The organism is Phenylobacterium sp. (genome assembly GCF_013911965.1).
Lineage (GTDB): Bacteria > Pseudomonadota > Alphaproteobacteria > Caulobacterales > Caulobacteraceae > Phenylobacterium.
The window spans coordinates 261788-279678 of record NZ_JACESE010000001.1 but is presented as its reverse complement, the minus strand read 5'-3'; the positions used below and the strand labels follow the sequence as shown (position 1 = coordinate 279678).

Below are 17891 nucleotides of genomic sequence, written 5' to 3'. Positions count from 1 at the left end.
GACGGCTCGGCCGCCGGCATCACGGCCGAGCCGGACGCTTCACCTGCGGAGGCGCAGGTGGGTGCGGCGGAGCCGGAGGCGAAGGCCTCCGGCGCTTCCAAGCCCAAGGCGGCCAAGGGGCGTCGGAACGCCTGACCATGGCCTACGCCACCGTCCAGCAGTTCGTGGAGAGCGTCAGCGAGGCCGAAGCCGTCGCGCTGGTCCGCGCCGCGCCTCCGGAAACCGGCTACGATGCCGGCCGGATCGGCCAGGCGTTGGACGACGCCTCGGACGAACTCGACACCTATTTCGCGTCCCGCTACTCCACGCCGCTCACGCCCGCGCCGGCGACGGCGACCCAGGCCGCGATCGCGCTGGCCCGCGAGGCGCTCGACCGGCAGGGCCGTGACCAGGTGAAGGCGGCGGCGTCCCGTTGGCGCGCCTGGGCGCGCGACGTGGCCAAGGGCGTCGCCGTGCTGGGCGGCGGTGTGGTGGGCGAGGACGTCCCGGCGCAGACGACCAGCTCGGGCGTGCAGCATGCCGGTCCCTCGCGGATCTTCGACGACGCCGGCCTCTCTAGCTATCTCGGGCGCGGCCGATGAGCGGCGTCGCCATAGAGATCCAACTCGAGGACGCCGGCGCGGGCGCGGCCCTGCGGGCGCTGCGCGAACTGGGGGCCAACCTGCGCCCGGTCATGGACGACATCGGGGCCGAGCTGGAAAGCTCCACCCTCGACCGCTTCGAGACCAACATCGCCCCGGACGGCTCGGCCTGGCCGCAGTCTCTGGCCTCCAAGCTCACGGGCAAGCCGACGCTTGTGCGCAACGCCTACCTGCGCGACAGCGTCCACTACCGCCTGGACGGCGACTCCGCCGTCGAGATCGGCGCGGGCGGCATCGCGGCCGACTATGCCGCCATCCACCAGACCGGCGGCGTGATCACGGCCAAGGGCGAGGCGCTTAACTTCACCCTGGCCAGTGGCGCCTTCGTCCAGGTGCAGAGCGTGACCATCCCGGCGCGGCCCTATCTCGGCCTCTCCGACGCTGACCGCCTGGCGATCGGCGACATCGTGGGCGACCACCTGGCGCGCGCCGCCGCGTCGGGAGCAGCCTGATGGAGGGGTTCTACAAGGCCGTCGCCGAGCGCCTTCGCCTGCGCTGCCCGGCCCTGATCCAGGTTGAGACCGGCACCGATGCGCGCCAGGCCGCCGAGATGCTGGCGCTGGGGCCGGACGTCACGGCCCTGGTGACGCCGCTCGCCGACCGCGCCGACCCGGTCACCGAGGCCAGCTTCATGGTCAGTCAGACGGAGCGCTGGCGCTTCGCCGTGACGCTGGCCCTGACCTTTCCTGGCGGTTTCGAGCAGTTCGAGCCCGCGCGCGACCAGCTGAAGGCCGCCCTGCGAGGCTGGAGCCCGCCGGAGGCGGCCACGCCCATCCAGTACGCCGGCTCGAGCCTGCTGCAGTACTCGGCCGGCCAGGACGGCGGCCGCTGGCTCCACCTCTTCGAGTTCAGCCTGACCTTCCAAGCCACCTACGGACACCAGTCATGAGCCGCCGCAAGTCCGCCGCGCCCGCGCGCACCTTCGTCAATCCCGCCGCGCCGCCGCGTCTGCCGGCCGACAGCGCCCGGGCGATCGCTCAGGCCTGCGAGGCCGCCGGCGCCGACGTGCCGGCGCACATCCAAGCCCAGCTCGAGCCCGCGCCGCCGCCGGCGGCCAAGGCCGAGGCTCCCGCCAACCCGCCGCCGGCCGCGCCGGCCCCGACCGCGAAGGACGCCTGACATGGCCGACCGCCAACTTCTCCTCATCAAGGCCGAGGCCAACTACGGCGAGGGCGCCGCGGCGGCCGCCGCCGACGTGATCTGGGGCGAGAACGTCGCCTTCCGCCCGATCGGCCAGGTGGTCACGGGCGCGCCGGCCAAGCCCGGCCTGGGCGGCGTGCGCGGCTTCAGCTACGGCGAACATGCCGAGCTGACCTTCTCCGTGCCCCTGGGCGGCTCGGCCGCCGCCGGCACCGCGCCCAAGTGGGGCGCCCTGTTCAAGGCGTGCGGCTGGGCCGAGACCATCGCCGCCGGCGTCTCGGTGACCTACAGCCTCGCCGCCGACCCGGCCGCCAGCCCCTCGGTCGCGCCGATCTGGCGCGACGGCATCCACCTCCACCAGCTGGTGGGCGCCCGCGGCCGCGTCGGCTTCACCTTCGAGGAGGGCCAGCGCCCGCTGGCCAACTTCGCCCTGCGCGGCCTGCTGATGCCGGTCGACGCCGGCGAGCCGCTCGTCCATGGCGACGCCGACTTCACCGGCTGGAAGGACCTGAAGCCGGTTTCGCAGGGCTCGACCCTGTTCTCGATCGGCGCGATCGAGCCGCCGCTGCGCAGCCTGACGCTCGAGCAGAGCGACAACGTCCTTTTCAGCGACCGCCCGAACCAGAAGTCGGTGGACCTGGTAGGCGCGCGGACCTGGAGCGGCCGCCTGCGGGTCTCCTCGCTCTCGCCCGACGACCTGAACTTCGAGGCCCTGCGCCTGGCCAACACGCTCTCCACGCTGGCCCTGACGCACGGGACGGTCGCCGGCCAGATCCTGACGCTGAACGTCAAGGCCGAGACCGGCATGCCGACCTACTCCGACGATCGCGGCGTGCATGTGAGCGAGGTCGACCTGATGCCCAAGCCCTCGGGCCTGTCGGTCGACGACGAGATCTCGCTCGTCCTGACCTGAGGCCCGCCGCGCCTCGCCCAGTTGGGCGCGCGGGGCCGACTGCTCCGCGCGCTCTTTGCGACCAAACCCAAGCCCCGCAGGGAGATCATGATCCATGGGCGCGAAATTCGACTTCCAGGCCCTCGGGCAGCCGCTCGAGGCGGACTGGCCCGTGCTCGTCCGCGTGCCGACGGACGGTGGCGAGACGGTGGAGCAGAGCTTCATGGCCCGCTTCAAGCTGCTGGACGAGGCGGAGACCGCCGCGCTCACGGCCGAGGCGGCGGAAGGTTCGCGGCCCTATGCCTGGATCGAGGGCTTCTGGCTGGGCCTGGCGGCCAGCGAGGAGACCACGCTGACGCCGGAGCTGCGCGCCCAGATGCTCGGCCGGCCCTATGTGCGCGCCGGCCTGGTCGGGGCCTATACGCGCTTCGCCCAAGGGGTGGCGGCAAAAAACTGACCGAGGCGGCGCGGCTGCTCGCCGTCGGCCGCCGAACCGCCACCGAGCTGACGCCTGCGGAGGTCGACGGCTTCGACGCCGATCTCGCCGCCTTCGGCATGACGCCCGCAGACCGCGCCAAGGCCACGGCGACCTTCGCCGCCATGGCCGCGCCCGATGCGCCCTTCGTGGTGTTCGGTGAGAACGCGCTCGCCGTGCGGCTCTTCATGGCGCTGGCCACCCAGTGGCGGATCTCCAGCCTCTCGACCATGAGCGCCGCGCGCCTGGTGCAGACCGGCCTCGACTACGGCGTCATCCGTGAGACGGCCGCCCTGACCGGCCTGGGCGAGATCGGCGCGGGCGACTTCCGCCGCCTGCAGGTGATGGAGGCCGAAGCCCTGGCCGCCTGGCGCGAAGAACGGGCGGCGCAGCGATGAGCGACCTTCGCGCCCGCCTGCGGATCGACGGCGACGCCAAGGGGGCCGTCGCGGCCGCCCAGTCGACCGAGCGCGCCCTTGAGGGCGTGGGGGCCAAGGGCCGCACGGCCCAGGGCGGGCTTACCAACGCCGCGGCCGGGGCCGACCGGTTCGAACGCTCGGCGACCGGCGCCCGCACGGCGGCCATGGGTCTGGCCTCGGCCTTCGCGGCGCTGGGCCTGCGGGAGCTGGCCGGCCATCTGTCGGAGTCGGCGCAGCAGGCGCAGGGCTTCTCCACCGGCCTGTCGGCCGTCGCCGGCGGCGCTCAAGGGGCGGCGGCCGAGACCGCCTTCCTGCGCAAGGAGTCGGAGCGGCTCGGCCTGGTGGTCCAGAACCAGGTGGAAGGCTTTATGAGCCTGGCCGGGGCCACCAACGGCACCGTGCTGGCCGGCGAGGCGACGCGCGAGATCTGGCTCGGCCTGGTGGAGGCCGGCACGGCGTTGAACCGCTCCACCGAGCAGCAGAAGCGCGCGCTCGAGGCCGTCAGCCAGATCGCGTCCAAGGGCGTGGTCTCCATGGAGGAGGTGCGCGGCCAACTGGCCGAGGCCATTCCCGGCGCGACCCAGATCGCCGCCCGGGCCATGGGCCTGACGTCGGAGGCCTTTATCGAGCTGGTCTCCAGCGGCGATCTGCTGGCCCGCGACTTCCTGCCGAGGTTCGCCCAGCAGCTGCGCAGCGAGTTCGGCGAGGCCGTCCAAGCGCAGATGATCACCCCGCTCGGGCTGGCGCGCCGGGAGATGGCCGCCACCAAGACCGCGCTATTCGATCTCAGCGCCGCCGGCGGCGAGGGCTTCCTGACCGGCATGACCGAAGGCCTGGCCGCCTTTAACGCCGAGATCCAGGACCCGGAGACCCTGGCCGCCGCCCGCGAGCTGGGCCAGACCCTGGGCGAGGCCTTCGGCACGGCCGCCGAGGCCGCCGCCTTCCTGGTGGAGCATATCGAGGCGGTGACCTTCGCCGCCGGCGCGCTGACGACGCTGACGCTGGCCCGATACCTCGCCGGCGTCACGACGGAGATCCTGCGCAAGACGGCCGCCGCGCGGGCCGAGGCGATGGCCACCCGGGAGGCCGCCGCGGCGACGGTCGCGCAGATTCAAGCCGAGATCCGCGCCGTTCCGGCCCTGGTGGCCAGCACCACCCAGACCCAGCGCCTCGCGGCTGCCAAAGCGCAGCTCGCGCTCGCCTCCCGCAACGCCACGCCGGGCATGCAGGGCTTCAATGCCGCGGCGAGCGGCATTGTGGGGCTGCTGGGCGGGCCGTGGGGCATCGCCTTCACCGCCGCCGGCGGCGTGGTCTGGTGGCTGATGGACCGGATGGCCGCCGCACAAAAGGAGGGCGCGGCCTTCGAAGATCGGTCTCTGCAGATCGGCCTCGCGTTGGCCGAGGCCGAGGCGGCCGGCCTCGACGCGGCCGAGGCGCTGGCCAAGTTCGGGTCCGAATCCGGCAAGTCGGTCAAACCAACCGAAGACCTGGCGTTCTCCCTCGCGGGCCTGGGCGACAAGTACGCCTATGTCGCCGCACAGGCGAAGAACGCCCTCGTCAACCAGCTTTTGCTCCGGCACGCCGACGCCCAAGCCGACGTCGCCGACCTTCGGAAGGAGGCCGAGCGCACCCGCAGTCGCTCAATGGGCCTGCTGGCGGCCAGCGCGGGAGAGGCGGGGCTGCCGGCCGACATCGTCGCCGAGGCCAAGGCCTCCATGGTGGAAGATCCAGCGGTCGCGGCGCTGCAAGCCAAGATCGCCCAGCGGCAGTCGGAGGCCGACAAGCTCGCCGCCTTGGCGCAGGAAGCCATCGCGCGGGACACGGCCTCGTTCGCGCCCCCGAGACCGCCGGCCGACGGCGGCGGCGGGTCAGCTGAGGACAGCAAGGCCGATCGCGCCGCCGAACGCCGCCTCGAACGCGCCCGCGAGATCGCCGCCCAGCTGAAGGTGGAGACGAAGCTCCTCGAGGAGCGGTCCGTGGCCGCGGCCCAGGGCGAGGCCGCGCTTGAGGCGCTGGCCGTCAAGGAGGCGGGCCTGCGCGTCCTGATGGACCTGGGCGTCACGAGCCTGGGCGAACTCTCCGGCGCCCAGCGGGAGGCCGCCGCCGCGGCGGTCGCTGCGGCCGAGGCGCGCGAGCGCCAGGCCATCGCCACCGACAAGGCCCAGCGGGTGGCGGGCGCCGTTCAGGACCTGGACCGCCGCATCGCGGCCGAGCGGGCGCGGACCGAGGCGATCGAGGGCGGCATCAAGGCCACCCTGGCCTGGCAGAAGGAAGAGTTCGTCCGCCAGGAGCTGGAGCGCCACGGCACCACCCTCACGGCCGAGCAGATCGCCCTGCTGCGGGAGAAGGCTGAGGCCCTCTACGAGGAGCGCGTCGTCGGCGACCTCGCCGCCGCCAACGAGGAGCGCCAGCGCGAGCTGAACCTCGCCCGCATGACGGTGCGCGAGCGCGAGATCGAGCGCCGCGCGCGCGACATCCTGCTGCGCCAGCAGATCGAGATGAACGGTCTCACCGAGGAGGAGGCGAAGATCCGCGCCCGCATCCTCGCCGGCCGCGAGCTGGAGGAAGAGGAGTCGGCCCAGGCCATCGGCCGCCTGAAGGAAGATCTCCGCGCGGCCTTCATCGAGTCGGGCGAGATCGGCTTCGACCAGATCGCCGACTATGCCGAGCGCAAGCTGCGCGAGGCGGTCTATGACTCGCTGCTGGCTGAGCCGATCGAGCTGATTATCAATGCCGTCGTGGGCGAGGTCAGCGGCCTGTCTCAGGCCATCGGCGGGCTCAAAGGCGCCGACATTGGCAGGCTACTCGGCAACACGATTGCTGGTCAGTCCGTGGGGTCTGCCATCGGCCAATCGATGGGTCTCGGGAGTGGGAATCAGAACCTAGACCTCGGCCTATCAACCGCTGGCTCGCTCGCTGGCGGAGCACTCGCCGGAACCATGGCGGGCGGCTGGATTGGCGCTGGCGTCGCCAATGCCGCTACAGCCCTTGGTGCGAGTGCAGCGCTGGCTGGCGGCCTCGGCACCATGATGATGAGCGCCGCTGTCCTCGGGCCCATTGGCGCGATCGCTGGCCTGGCGCTCGGGTCTCTCTTCAAGGACGATAAGCGACCCTATGCCCGGGCGGACATCGGCGTCCGGGATGGGCAGTTCGCCGTCACGGGCGGGCAGGAACTGGACGACGGTCCGTTGTCGGAGATGAACACGGCCGCCCAGGCGATCGTGCAGAGCCTCAACGCCGCCGCGGACCTCTTCAAGCTGGATCTGACCCAGTTCAGCGGCCCGACCTCCATCGGCTACGTTCAAGGGAAGAACACCGGCAGGCTGGGCCAGGGCTATTTCGGCGGCGACGGCGGTGGGTTCAACACCGGCGCTCAGTTCTCCAACTACGACGATCCGGAAGCGCTGGCGGCCGAGATCGTGCGGGCCACCATCATCCGCGCCATCGAGGCTGGCGCGTCGGACCTCTCTGAGGCCGAGAAGCGCGTGGTGCTGCAGGCTGAGAGCTTGGAAGAGGCCGCCACCAAGATCGCCGCGGGCCGGAGCATCGCGGAGTCGGTCGAAGACGCCATTCTGCAGCTGACCAACCCGGCCGAGTTCGAGCGCAAGCAGGCGCTGGCGGCGATCGAGGCCAGCTACCAGGCGCTGAAGGCCCAGGCGGACGAGCTGATCACCGCCGGCCTGGTCAGCGGCGACGTCCTGACCAAGATCGACCAGCTGCGCGACCTGCAGGTGGAAGACGCGCTCGAGCGCCTGGGCGAGGCGGCCGACAGCGCCAGCGAGGCCCTGGAGCGGGCCGCAGGCCTGCGCACCTCCATCGAGGACCGCATCCTGGAGCTGACCAACCCCCAGGGCTTCAAGGTCAAGCGAGTCGAGGACGAGATCGCCCAGATGCGGGCCGAGGCCGAGGCGCTGATCGCCCAGGGCGCCCTGTCGCCCGACGTCCTGCAGCAGCTGGAGCTGCTCCGCCAACTGGAGCTGGCCAACGTCTTCGGCGAGCTGAAGAGCGCGGCGGACGAGACGGCCGAGGCCTTCGCCCGCATGGCGCCGCGCCTGCAGCAGTGGATCGACCAACTCGCCGTCTCCGACTTCGCCGAGCTGTCGCCCCAGGCCGAGCGGGCCGAGGCGCTGCGGCAGTACGAGGAGGTCTATCGCGCCGCCCGCATGGGGGACACCGACGCGCTGGGGAACCTGACCGCCTATGCCGACCGCCTGCTCTCGGCCGACCGGGAGGCGACGCTCTCGGCCCAGGATCGGCTGGCCCTGGTCAACCGCGTGCGCGGCGAGGTCGGCGGCCTGATCGACTACACCGCGCCGTCCTCGGCCGCTGCCCCAGCGACGATCGCCGGCATGGGCGAGCTGCAGGCCCTGCTCAGCCAGATCTCGGCCAACACCGCCCTGGCGGTGATGAACCCGGCCAACGACGACGCCTCGGCCGCGGCGCCCGTGCTGGTGGTCAACCTGCCGACGCTCGGCCAGCTCTATGCAGATACGGCGGGCCAGCAGACCGACCGGCACCTGGCCGCCCTGGTGGAGCTGCGCAGCGCCATCGTCGCGGTCCTCGACCGCCATCATGGGGCGCTCACGGAGGACTTGAAGGCCCTTCGAGCGGCCGCCGAAGCCCTGCCGGCGGTCATGGACGAGCGGCTGACCGCCACTGAGGGCGCAATGGCCAGCCTGGCCTTCAGCGTCGCCGACCTGACGACCGAGACGCGGCTCGGCAACGCCTACCTGAAAACGGCGGTGGCAAGATGAGCGCGGTGATCCTGGTCGAGGTGGACCTGACGAGCCCGGAGGGCCAGGCCCACACCCTGCGGTTCGCCGACCGCGCCGTGCGGCCGTTCGGGCCGAACGACAGCCTTCGGCCGAACACCGCCTGGGACGACCGGCTGATCGAGCCGCCCAGCCTGCGCCGGGACCTCTTCGAGGATCTCGCCTCGCTCTCGCCCGGCATCGGCCTGGGCGTCATGACGCTGGCCAACGCCGACGGCGGCCTGGACGCCTATCGTGGCCACAGCTGGGGCGGCGTGCGGGTCTGGCGCTGGGAGGCGGGCTCAGACTTCGCCACGGCCGTCCCCGTGTTCGCCGGCGAAGCCACGGCCCCCACCATGGGCGTGAGCTCGAGCGCGCCGTCGCGCGCCCGCATCGCCCTCTACGACGCGCGGATCGAGCTCGATCGCGCCGCCAATCCGGAGACCTATGCCGGCACGAACGGCGAGGCCGGCGTTCTCTACGAGGGCGCGGCCGACGGGCTGAAGGGCCGGGCCAAGCCGCTGGCGCTCGGAGATCTTCGCGACGCCCACCTGCCGGCCCCTCAGGTCAATGCCGGCGCGCGCGTCTACCAGCTGCACGACGGGCTGGCGGCCGGATCCGAGCAGATCTTCGACCGCGGCGGCGCGGCTGGCTATGCCGACCAGGGCGATCTGGCGGGCGGGGCCTTCGATGCGGCCCTGCCGGCGGCGGCGTCCTATGTCACCGACCTGTCGCGCGGCCTCCTGAAGCTCAACGGCGACCCCGTCGGCACAGTCACCTTCGGCCTGAAGGGCGACGCCGAAGGCGGCTATGTCGAAACCGCCGGCCTCGTGCTCGCCCGCCTACTGGCCCGCGCGGGCGTGGCGGCCGAGCGGATCGGCGAGTCGATCGCCGGCCTCGCGCACGACGCCGTGGTGGGCATCTGGGCCAATGATGGCGTGCGGACGTCCGATGCGGCTGCCGCGATCGCCCGCTCCGTCCCGGCCGCCCTGCTGCCCGACCGCCTGGGCGTCTGGCAGGCCATCCTCTTCGGCCCGCCGGCGGCGGCCGAGACCTTCGCCATCGAGGCCGACCAGGTCGTGGCGCTGGCCGGCGATGAGGCCGCGCCGCTGCCGGTGGCCGAGGCCCGCGTGGGGTGGGGCCGGATCTACACCACTTTCTCCCGCGGCGACCTGGCGCCGGTGTTGCGGGACACCGCCACCGAAGCCGCCCTGGCCGAAGAGCACCGCTGGGCGACCGCCTCCGACGCCGAGCTGAAGGCGCGGCGGCCTTCGACCTGGCGCAAGCTCGAGGTCACGACGGCCCTGCGCCAGGAGGCGGCCGCCCAAGCCCTGGCCGACCAGCTGCTCGTCCTCTTCGGCCTGCGCCCCGACGGCCAGCCGCGGCAGCAGTACCGAGTGACCCTGCAGCTCGACGCCGATGTCCTGGCCGTGCCGCTGGGCGCCACGGTGCGCCTGGTCTATCCGCCGCGCGGCATCGATGAGCGCTTCGTGCTGATCGGCGAGGAGCTGTTCCGGCCTGGCCGCGACCGCGTCGTCTGGACGCTGTGGGGCTGACCATGGCGCTGGGCAAGATCACCGACATCAACCTGGCCAGGACGGCGACGCTGACCGGCGGCTCGACCTGGTCGACGGATCTTCCGCTGACCAACCTGACCACTGACGACCGCTATGTGGCCGCCCCGTCCCGCCAGCTCGACGCCACCGACCTGGAGAGCTGCTGGTTCGAGGCGGAGCTGGCCGCGCCGCGGGCGATCAACTTCCTGGCGCTGCTCTTCCACACGCTGAGCCTCGCGGCCCGTTTCCGCCTGACGGTGCGCGGCGTCGGCGGGACCTGGGATGAGCCCGCCCTGCAGACGGACTGGACCGACGTCTACGGCCGGCTCTTCGACTCCGCGGCGCTCGAATGGGAAGCGTCCAACTGGTGGACGGGCCAGATCACGGAGGAGGAGATCGACCTCTTCCCGCGGCATCTCTGGATCACGCCCGAGCCGGTGCTGGCCGCGGCGGTCCGGATCGAGATCGACGACGTCACCCATCCCGACGGCTGGTTCGACCTCGGCGGCCTCTGGATCGCGTCCAGCTGGTCGCCGGCCTTCAACTACGAGCGCGGCCGCAGCCTGACGCTCAAGGCCCGCGACCAGGTCGAGGAAGGGCCGTCTGGCCGTCGCTTCAACGAGGAGCGCGATCCGCGCCGGCAGCTCGCCGTCACCTATGCCGGCCTGACGACGACCGAGGCCTATCGCTGGTTCGACGCCGCGGCGCGGGTGCGGGTGACGCGCCCGGTCATCTTCATGCCTGACGCCGACCATGAGCCGACGCGGGTGCGCGAGACCTTCCCCGCCAACTTCGAGCAGCCGCCCGGGCCGCGCTTCACCTACGAGCACGCCCACCAGCTGGCCGCCACCTTCAGCGAGATCCTGGCATGAGCACCGCCCTCGAGCGCCTGGCCGACGGCTACTACAACTCCGGTCTGATCTCGCCGGCCAATCCCGGCGGCCTGGCCGGCAACGGCCACGTGACCAACTTCCCGGCCGCCCTGGCCGACGTGGGCGCGGTGGCCAGCGACATCGCCAGCGCGGTGAACCTGGTCCTCTCCGTCGAAGGCAACGCCCAGGCCGCGGCCCTTGCCGCCGGCGCTGCCCAAGCCTCGGCCGACGAGGCCGCCGGCTTCGCCGCCGCCATCGACCCCGCCCGGATCGACGCGCTCGAGCGCCGGGCCAAGTTCCTCTTCTGCCTCTCGGTGAGCTGACCCATGGCCCTCAAAGTCAACGACATCCCCTATCCCCAGGCGATCAAGACCGCCCAGGCGATCTGCACGGCCGCCAAAGCTGACGACGCCAATGTGGACGACGCGGTCCTGCTCTACGAAGCCGGCGATGGCGGCGCCCTGATCACCAAGATCACCGCCAATCCGCGGGGGACCGTCACGGCCACGCGGCTGGCCGTCTACCGCGTGAAGCCCGCCGCGCCGACCGTGGCCCAGCTGATCAGGGCGCGCACCATGAACGCGGCCAACCTCACCGCGACGGCCCACATCATCGAGACCGATCTCGGCTGGTCGGACTCGGTGCCGCTGAAGTGCCAGGCCGGCGACCAGATCTGGGTGGCCATCGGCGTCCAGCTGGCGGCCGGCATCGTCTTCGACGCCGAGATCGAAGAGTTCCAGGTCGAGGCCGCCTGATGCGGAGTTTGCGCTCCCGGCGCGTTTCCCAGCGCATGAACGCCAGCCGTTCTGGCCAGGCGCTCAGCGTCGCCGTCTTCCGGTTCGGGCCGGGGGCGGCGACCTGGGTCTGCCCGGCGACGGGCCGCTGGAAGTTCTATGTGCGCGGCCCGGGCGGTTGGGCGCTGAACACCGTGCCGAGCGGCGGCGGGTCGGGCGGGCTCGCCGTAGTCACCCGCCACGTCCTGGCCGGCGAAGCCGTCGTCCTGGCGATCGGCCGCGGCGCGCTGAACACGGCGACCGACACCACGGCGACCTTCGCCGACGGCCGGGTGGTGCGTGGCGGCAAGGGCGGGCAGCCGGCCGGCGGCCTGGTCGGCCAAGGCGGCGTGGCCGAAGGCGGCGACCTGAACCTCGCCGGCTCGGCCGGCGGCCAGCCTGGCCTGGGCGCAGACGGCGGCGCGGCCAGCCCTTCCGTCAACGGCGGGGCCGGCGCGCCCGGGCTTGACGGCCTGAAGGGCGGCGACGGCCCACCCACCAATCCGGCCGACACGGTCGCCGGCGTCGGGGCCGGCGGCTCCCTCAACAACAACAATCCCTGCCAGGCCGGCGGCAATGGCGAGATCATCATCGTGAGGCTCGACTGACATGGGCGTCGCCAACCGCGCCAAAGCCTACCACGTGCTCACCTCGGCCGGCTGGGCCGAAAGCGTCGAGTTCTACCTGGGCTCCGAGGAGAGCCCCGATGACGTCAGCGAGATGGATATCCGTCTCATACTGAAGCCGCCTCACATCCAGGCCGTCGATCTCAGCCAGTACGTCTCGGTCGACGCCCACGTCGTCACCTGGACCATCCCTGAGGCGGTGACCGAGACCTGGCCCGCCGGCGATGCCCGCCTGGAGCTGAACGTGCGGCCCGCCGCCTCGACAGTCGACCGCCATACCTTCCTGGCCACGGCCAAGATCCAGAAGGGGCTCTGAGGATGACCACGAAAGTCGTCACGCTCATCGAGCCCGACCAGCTGGTCGCCGAGGGCCGCACCATCGTGATCGCCGGCGTCGAGGGGCCGCAGGGTCTCTCCTCGGGCAGCGTGGACGGCCCGGTCGGCGCGACCAACGGCAACGTCGCCCTGTTCGACGGCGCCACGGGCACGCGGATCAAGGATGGCGGCTTCGTGCCGGAGAACGCCGCCAAGCGCGGCGTCGCCAATGGCTATCCGAGCCTGGGGGCGGACGGGAAGGTGCCGACCTCCCAACTGCCGGCCGCCGTGCTGGGGGCCATGAGCTATCAGGGGGTCTGGAACGCGGCGACGAACACGCCGGCGATTCCCGCCGCCTCGGCCGCCAACAAGGGGCACTACTACAAGGTCACCGTCGCCGGCGGGACGCCGATCGACGGCGAGGCCGACTGGCAGGTGGGCGATCTGATCGCCTCTAATGGCCTGACCTGGGACAAGATCGACAACACCGACCAGGTGGTCTCCGTCGTCGGCCTGCAGGGCGCCATCAGCCGAGCGGCCCTGAAGGTGGCTCTGGCCTATGACAAGGGCGATCTCGGGCTCAGCAACGTCGACAACACGGCCGACGCCGACAAGCCGGTCTCCGACGCCGTGCGGGCCGAACTGGACGTTTTGGGGCCGCTCTATCAGGCGAGCGTGGCGCTTACCCTGGACCTGGCCGAGCAGGAGATCGCCGCCCAGAGCCACGTCCTCTCGGCCGCCGACGACCGCAAGATGCTGGTCTTCACCAGCGATGAGCGGGCCATCTGCTACATCGACACCCTGCCGCCGGGCTTCGTCTGCGGCGTGCTGATGGCCGGCGCGGCGCCGGTCGAAATCCGGCCGGGCCTGGAAGACGTCGGCGCACCCGAAGGCGTCCTGGCCGTGACCACCCGATACCGGTTCGGCGTCATCCGCCGGCTGACCGCCACGCTCGCCGTCTTCCACGGCGGCGACGCCGAGCTGCCCGAGGGCGTGCTCGACCGCACCCTCTTTAACGACCCTGACGCCAGCGGGATCGCCGCTCTCGTCCTGCTCTGAAGGTGATCCCATGACCCATATCTCGATGCAGACTCCCGAAGGCCTGAAGAAGGTCGCCGCCAACGAGGGGCCGGACGGGATCGACCGGCCGATGCACCACTCCGAGATCATCGTCCTGCAGGCGACGCTGATCCGGCCGGCCGACACCACGGCGTACGTCGCCGGCGACGCGATCGGCGCGGCCGACACGGCCATCTTCGAGTTCAACTTCGGCGCGGCGGGGCTGAAGGCCGGCTTCATCACCCACGCGCGCCTGATCCGCGAGGACGTCGGGGTCACCGCCCCACGGTTCGTGGCCCACATCCACGACGCAGCCCCGGCGGCAGCGCCGGCGGCCGACAACGCGCCGCACCCGCTGCTGTGGTCCAACCGGGTCTCGCGCCGGGGCCTGATCGACTTCACCTCGCCGCGCGCCAGCGACGCGCCTGGCGGCACCTGCCTGGAATACGCCGGTGTCCTGTCGACCACGACGGGCGGCATACCGTTCAAGGCGGCCGACGGCATCGTGCGGGCGATCGTCTCGACTCGGGACGCGTTCGGACCGGGATCCGCCAAGGCGACGCTGCTCGAGCTGGGCGCGGTGGCCTGATGTCGATCCAGGGCGCCCTGGCCGCCTCGCTGCGGCGGTTCGATCCCTCGCCCGGCGCGATCCTGGATCTGCGCTTCAAGGGCGACTCGGAAACGGGCTATCGGCCGTTCTTCAAGCGCGAGGGGATCATCTATCCGACCGCCCGTCAGGTCCGACAGTTTTCGTCAGCCGGAGGCGCGGGGTTCGCCAGGGCGAGAATCAATGGTGACTGGCGCGCCTGGGCCGCCAACGATCCAGCGATCGGTGATGACGGCCTGGAGAGCTGGGAGGCGCGCCAGGAGATCCTCCCCCTGTCCTGCCGCCCGGCTGAGGCAGCGTGGGGAGTTACGCCCGTTGAGGTTCAAAAAACCAGCGGACCAACCTACTCCGGCATCTTCCAGTCCGCCGATGTTGCGTCGAACGGGGCCAACTGGAACCGCCTCACCATACCGAACGGCCAATCTGTAGTTGCTGGGCAGCTCTACAGCGTCGTCGTTCGCGTGGTCGCCGGCACCAGCGGGCGCATATATGTCGGGGTACGAGACCAGGCGACGACGAATATCTCGTACTACGTGGGGCTTCTGGACGCGCCGGTGGCCAGCGGCACCCAAACCGCAGGAACATTCACCCTTATCGAGAACGTCATGGAAACGGCGTCCATCCGACGCCTCGTCTTCCATTGGACCCCGAACTTCACGGGCGGGATCAACAACACTGGCGTTGGTCCTGGGAGCCCCGTGGTGGGCGAGACTATCCGCCTCCTGGGCATCTCGATCCAGCCCGGCCCTTACATCGCTAGTCCGCCCATCGACAACGACAACCTTGCCGCCACGCGCACCGCGACCGACTACCGCATCGGCGGACTGTATGCAGACCCGACGCACTACGGCGTCGCCCGGGTCTTCTGGGCGGCCGCTGACGGGGCTAGCGAGAGCCCCTTCCCCGTGGCGTTCGAGTTTGCCTCGGCAGCCGGACCCATGAACCGCGTCCTGTGGCGGCGCGCCACCACTACCTCTTCGCTGATTGTCCGTGTCGGTGACGTCAACATCTTCACCACGAACACGCCCGCGGTAGCTGGGACCTGGGAGACGGTGGCGTGGCGGTGCAAGGCTGGGGACTACGCCATGTCCCTCAATGGCGGCCCGCTTTCGGGCGGGAACAACGCAACCGCGCTGCCGCCGCTCACCACGCTTGGTCTCCTTGGCGCCTCGCAGGGCGTCGCCAACATCGGCAACAACAAAATGTCCCGCTTCGCCATCTGGAACGGCGACATCTCGGACGCTGCCCTGCGGGATCTGAGCGCGAGGGTTTCTAATGCCTGATCTTGTCTTCAGCCCCACCATGGTCGCCCAGGTGATAGGCTACGAGTACGGCCCCGAGCAGACGGACGCGGAGGGCAACGCCTTCCGTCCGATCTTGGGCGTCCTGCCGGGCGTCCGGATCGACGTGCAGCAGCGGTGCCTGGACCTTCACCCCGCGCTCGCTGCGTTCGCCGTGGAACCCGCCGAACCTCTGCACGACTGCGGTCCTTCGGGCGTCCGGCTTTATGCGGACAGCGTGGATCTGCTGGAGGCCGCGGCCCCGCCGAGCGATCCGCCGCACCCCTCGGACATCTTTGTGGCGGTGGCGGATGAAATGGGGCTTTAGCCTGCTCGCCCTGGCCCTGCTGCTGGCCGCCTGCGCCGGTCGGCCGCCGGCGGCCTCGCCCATGCCCGACGGCGACTGGACCTTGGCGCCCGCCGGCTGGACCGACCTGTGCGCCCGCGCGCCGGAGACGCCGCGGTGCTGAGCCTGGGCGAGGCGGGCTGGGCCGAGCTGACGGCCGTCAACGCGGAGATCAATGCGCGGCCTTATCGCGTCGACCTGGAGCGCTATGGCCGGCTCGACCACTGGACGCCGATCGACACCGCCGGCGGCGACTGCGAGGACTATGCGCTCGCCAAGCAGCTGGCGCTGCTCGGCCGCGGCTGGCCGCTGGCGGCCCTGCGCCTGGCCACCTGCTGGGTCGAGACCGGAGGCTTCCACGCCGTCCTGACGGTGGACTCGGCCGAGGGGACCTACGTCCTGGACAACCGCTTCACCGAGCCGATGCCTTGGGAGGTGCTGCGCCGGCGGGGCTACCGCTTTGATCGCCGGCAGGCGGCGCAGGGGCGGGGCTGGGTGCAGGTGCGGGAGCCTCGGCTTGGGTGACCGCCGGTTGCCCGAGCTGACGCAGCTCCCACACCACGCTCGTCATCCCGCAGGCGAAAAGGCCCGCAGCGAGAACCGTCAGGAACAGGCCTCCCGCGTTCGCCGCGTATCGGCCCCGTGGGTTATCTCGCGCCCACGCATGAGCCGCCATGATCAAAGGGAGCAGACCTGCGGCGGCGGTGCCGACGGCGAAATACGCCGCGGGTGCCCACGCAAGAACGGCAGCCAAATGGATCGCCGATGCATCCGCCTGCCCAACGATGGCTGCAGCGGCGAGGAAGCCCGCGCCATTGCCGATCTGGAGGGAGAGCATGAAGCGCCGGAACCAGAAGGTTGCGTTCTCCTGCGCCGCCCTTGCAGCTTCGCGCGCCACGGCATCGAGGGCGTCAGTAAAGCCCGTTTGCGCGATCGCGAGTTCGACAGAGTCCAAATCCTGTTCGGTCTCTCGAATCTTCCTCGCGATGAGGTCGCGGTCGCTCCAAGCCCCCCACCGCAAGTCCGTCTCATAGAGAGCAAGCTGCTTACGAAGCTCCTCGCGACGTTTCAGGAGCCGCGTACGAGGTTCGTCCATCATCAATATTCCCGTCGAAATCGACGGGGGTCTGGGCGCGCCAACGCCCAGAGCCGCGGGCTTGCACCCCGCACGTCCGGGGGGTGCACGCCCCCTTTCGCCCCGCCACCGGTCCGACCGGCGGGGCCAGTCGAGCAATGTTCATAAATGGAGTCGAGTCCCCCCTTCGCGCCCGTCCGGCCGGTCAAACCGGCGGCGCCCTATATCGGCGGCAAGCGCAACCTGGCCCGCCGCCTGGTCGAGATCATCGAGACCATTCCCCACCGGACCTATGCCGAGCCCTTCGTCGGCATGGGCGGCGTCTTTCTGCGGCGTCGATCGCGGCCCCCGGCCGAGGTCATCAATGACCTGTCGGACGACGTCTGGACCTTCTATCGGGTGCTGCAGGAGCACTACGGCTACTTCCGGGCCGAGCTGCAGTTCAAGCTGACCAGCCGGGCTGAGTTCGAGCGCCTGCTGGCCGTCGATCCCCGCACCCTGACCGATCTGCAGCGCGCGGCGCGCTTCCTCTATCTCCAGCGCACGGCCTTCGGCGGAAAGGTGACCGGACGCAGCTTCGGCGTCAGCCACCACCGGCCCGGCCGGTTCGACGTCGCTCGCCTGGGCGTCGTACTCGAGGACCTGCACGAGCGACTGGGCGGGGTTGTGGTCGAGCGTCTGCCCTGGCGGGAGTTCATCGCCCGCTACGACACGCCCGAGACCCTGTTCTACCTCGACCCGCCCTACTGGGGCTGCGAGGGCGACTATGGCGCGGCCCTCTTCGGCCGTGAGGAGTTCGAGGCCATGGCCGAGGTGCTGGCCGGCCTGCAGGGCCATTTCGTGCTGTCGCTGAATGACCGGCCGGAGGTGCGGAAGATCTTCGCCGCATTCGAGATCGCCTCGGTGGCCACCCAGTACGGCCTGACCGGCAAGGGCGCGACGGCCGCGGCCGAGGTGATCATCCAGCCGCGGCGACCTGGCCGTTGATCCTGGGCCGCCCGACGCCGTAGAAGGCGGCGTCGGCGTGCCTATGGAGATCCTGCAAATGGCGAAGAAGCCGCCGC

The 17891-nt window shown here is 71.2% G+C and carries 21 protein-coding genes; all 21 read left to right on the top strand.

The features are described 5' to 3' along the window. Window positions 1–137: 137 nt before the first annotated feature. The 21 genes from H2041_RS01350 (at window position 138) to H2041_RS01250 (ending at window position 17814) form a co-directional block, all read left to right on the top strand. Window positions 138–581, top strand: coding sequence for a phage protein Gp36 family protein (locus H2041_RS01350; RefSeq protein WP_293408624.1), 444 nt, complete (start codon window positions 138–140; stop codon window positions 579–581). Further along, entirely contained in the window at window positions 578–1093 is a 516-nt protein-coding gene (locus H2041_RS01345) for a phage virion morphogenesis protein (RefSeq protein ID WP_293408621.1), read from the top strand. Before H2041_RS01350 ends, H2041_RS01345 begins: the two co-directional genes overlap by 4 nt. Further along, window positions 1093–1530, top strand: coding sequence for a hypothetical protein (locus tag H2041_RS01340; RefSeq protein ID WP_293408618.1), 438 nt, complete (start codon window positions 1093–1095; stop codon window positions 1528–1530). The genes H2041_RS01345 and H2041_RS01340 overlap by 1 nt, the downstream gene beginning before the upstream one ends. Beyond that, a complete protein-coding gene (locus tag H2041_RS01335; RefSeq protein WP_293408616.1) occupies window positions 1527–1760 on the top strand; it encodes a hypothetical protein in 234 nt (77 codons plus the stop codon). The genes H2041_RS01340 and H2041_RS01335 overlap by 4 nt, the downstream gene beginning before the upstream one ends. A gap of 1 nt (window position 1761) precedes the next feature. After that, window positions 1762–2694, top strand: a complete 933-nt coding sequence (locus tag H2041_RS01330) for a hypothetical protein (RefSeq protein WP_293408614.1) — start codon at window positions 1762–1764, stop codon at window positions 2692–2694. A 94-nt stretch (window positions 2695–2788) separates the two neighbouring features. Then, entirely contained in the window at window positions 2789–3130 is a 342-nt protein-coding gene (locus H2041_RS01325; RefSeq protein ID WP_293408612.1) for a hypothetical protein, read from the top strand. A gap of 98 nt (window positions 3131–3228) precedes the next feature. Then, window positions 3229–3546 carry a DUF1799 domain-containing protein gene (locus tag H2041_RS01320; protein WP_293408609.1) on the top strand — a complete coding sequence of 106 codons (318 nt, stop codon included), beginning with the start codon at window positions 3229–3231 and terminating at the stop codon, window positions 3544–3546. Beyond that, window positions 3543–8321: a tape measure protein gene (locus H2041_RS01315; protein ID WP_293408607.1), complete on the top strand. Its 4779-nt coding sequence runs from the start codon at window positions 3543–3545 to the stop codon at window positions 8319–8321. The genes H2041_RS01320 and H2041_RS01315 overlap by 4 nt, the downstream gene beginning before the upstream one ends. Then, window positions 8318–9874 (top strand): hypothetical protein, encoded by a 1557-nt coding sequence (locus tag H2041_RS01310; protein ID WP_293408605.1) that lies wholly within the window; start codon window positions 8318–8320, stop codon window positions 9872–9874. Before H2041_RS01315 ends, H2041_RS01310 begins: the two co-directional genes overlap by 4 nt. A gap of 2 nt (window positions 9875–9876) precedes the next feature. Beyond that, window positions 9877–10746: a hypothetical protein gene (locus H2041_RS01305; protein WP_293408603.1), complete on the top strand. Its 870-nt coding sequence runs from the start codon at window positions 9877–9879 to the stop codon at window positions 10744–10746. After that, the gene (locus tag H2041_RS01300; RefSeq protein ID WP_293408600.1) at window positions 10743–11069 is read left to right on the top strand and encodes a hypothetical protein; all 327 of its coding nucleotides are present in this window, start codon (window positions 10743–10745) and stop codon (window positions 11067–11069) included. The genes H2041_RS01305 and H2041_RS01300 overlap by 4 nt, the downstream gene beginning before the upstream one ends. 3 nt (window positions 11070–11072) lie before the next feature. After that, the gene (locus H2041_RS01295) at window positions 11073–11501 is read left to right on the top strand and encodes a hypothetical protein (protein ID WP_293408598.1); all 429 of its coding nucleotides are present in this window, start codon (window positions 11073–11075) and stop codon (window positions 11499–11501) included. A gap of 35 nt (window positions 11502–11536) precedes the next feature. Beyond that, on the top strand, window positions 11537–12127 hold the full coding sequence (locus tag H2041_RS01290) for a hypothetical protein (protein ID WP_293408596.1): 591 nt from the start codon (window positions 11537–11539) through the stop codon (window positions 12125–12127). 1 nt (window position 12128) lies between these two features. Continuing rightward, the gene (locus H2041_RS01285; RefSeq protein ID WP_293408594.1) at window positions 12129–12461 is read left to right on the top strand and encodes a hypothetical protein; all 333 of its coding nucleotides are present in this window, start codon (window positions 12129–12131) and stop codon (window positions 12459–12461) included. 2 nt (window positions 12462–12463) lie between these two features. Further along, entirely contained in the window at window positions 12464–13519 is a 1056-nt protein-coding gene (locus H2041_RS01280) for a hypothetical protein (protein WP_293408592.1), read from the top strand. 10 nt (window positions 13520–13529) lie between these two features. After that, on the top strand, window positions 13530–14108 hold the full coding sequence (locus H2041_RS01275) for a hypothetical protein (RefSeq protein ID WP_293408590.1): 579 nt from the start codon (window positions 13530–13532) through the stop codon (window positions 14106–14108). Continuing rightward, a complete protein-coding gene (locus H2041_RS01270) occupies window positions 14108–15409 on the top strand; it encodes a hypothetical protein (protein ID WP_293408588.1) in 1302 nt (433 codons plus the stop codon). The genes H2041_RS01275 and H2041_RS01270 overlap by 1 nt, the downstream gene beginning before the upstream one ends. Beyond that, complete coding sequence (locus tag H2041_RS01265; protein ID WP_293408586.1) at window positions 15402–15734, top strand: hypothetical protein; 333 nt, start codon at window positions 15402–15404, stop codon at window positions 15732–15734. Before H2041_RS01270 ends, H2041_RS01265 begins: the two co-directional genes overlap by 8 nt. Continuing rightward, window positions 15718–15876, top strand: a complete 159-nt coding sequence (locus tag H2041_RS01260) for a hypothetical protein (RefSeq protein WP_293408584.1) — start codon at window positions 15718–15720, stop codon at window positions 15874–15876. Before H2041_RS01265 ends, H2041_RS01260 begins: the two co-directional genes overlap by 17 nt. Beyond that, complete coding sequence (locus H2041_RS01255; RefSeq protein ID WP_293408583.1) at window positions 15870–16277, top strand: transglutaminase-like cysteine peptidase; 408 nt, start codon at window positions 15870–15872, stop codon at window positions 16275–16277. Before H2041_RS01260 ends, H2041_RS01255 begins: the two co-directional genes overlap by 7 nt. 718 nt (window positions 16278–16995) lie before the next feature. Then, the gene (locus H2041_RS01250; protein WP_293408581.1) at window positions 16996–17814 is read left to right on the top strand and encodes a DNA adenine methylase; all 819 of its coding nucleotides are present in this window, start codon (window positions 16996–16998) and stop codon (window positions 17812–17814) included. Window positions 17815–17891 lie beyond the last annotated feature (77 nt).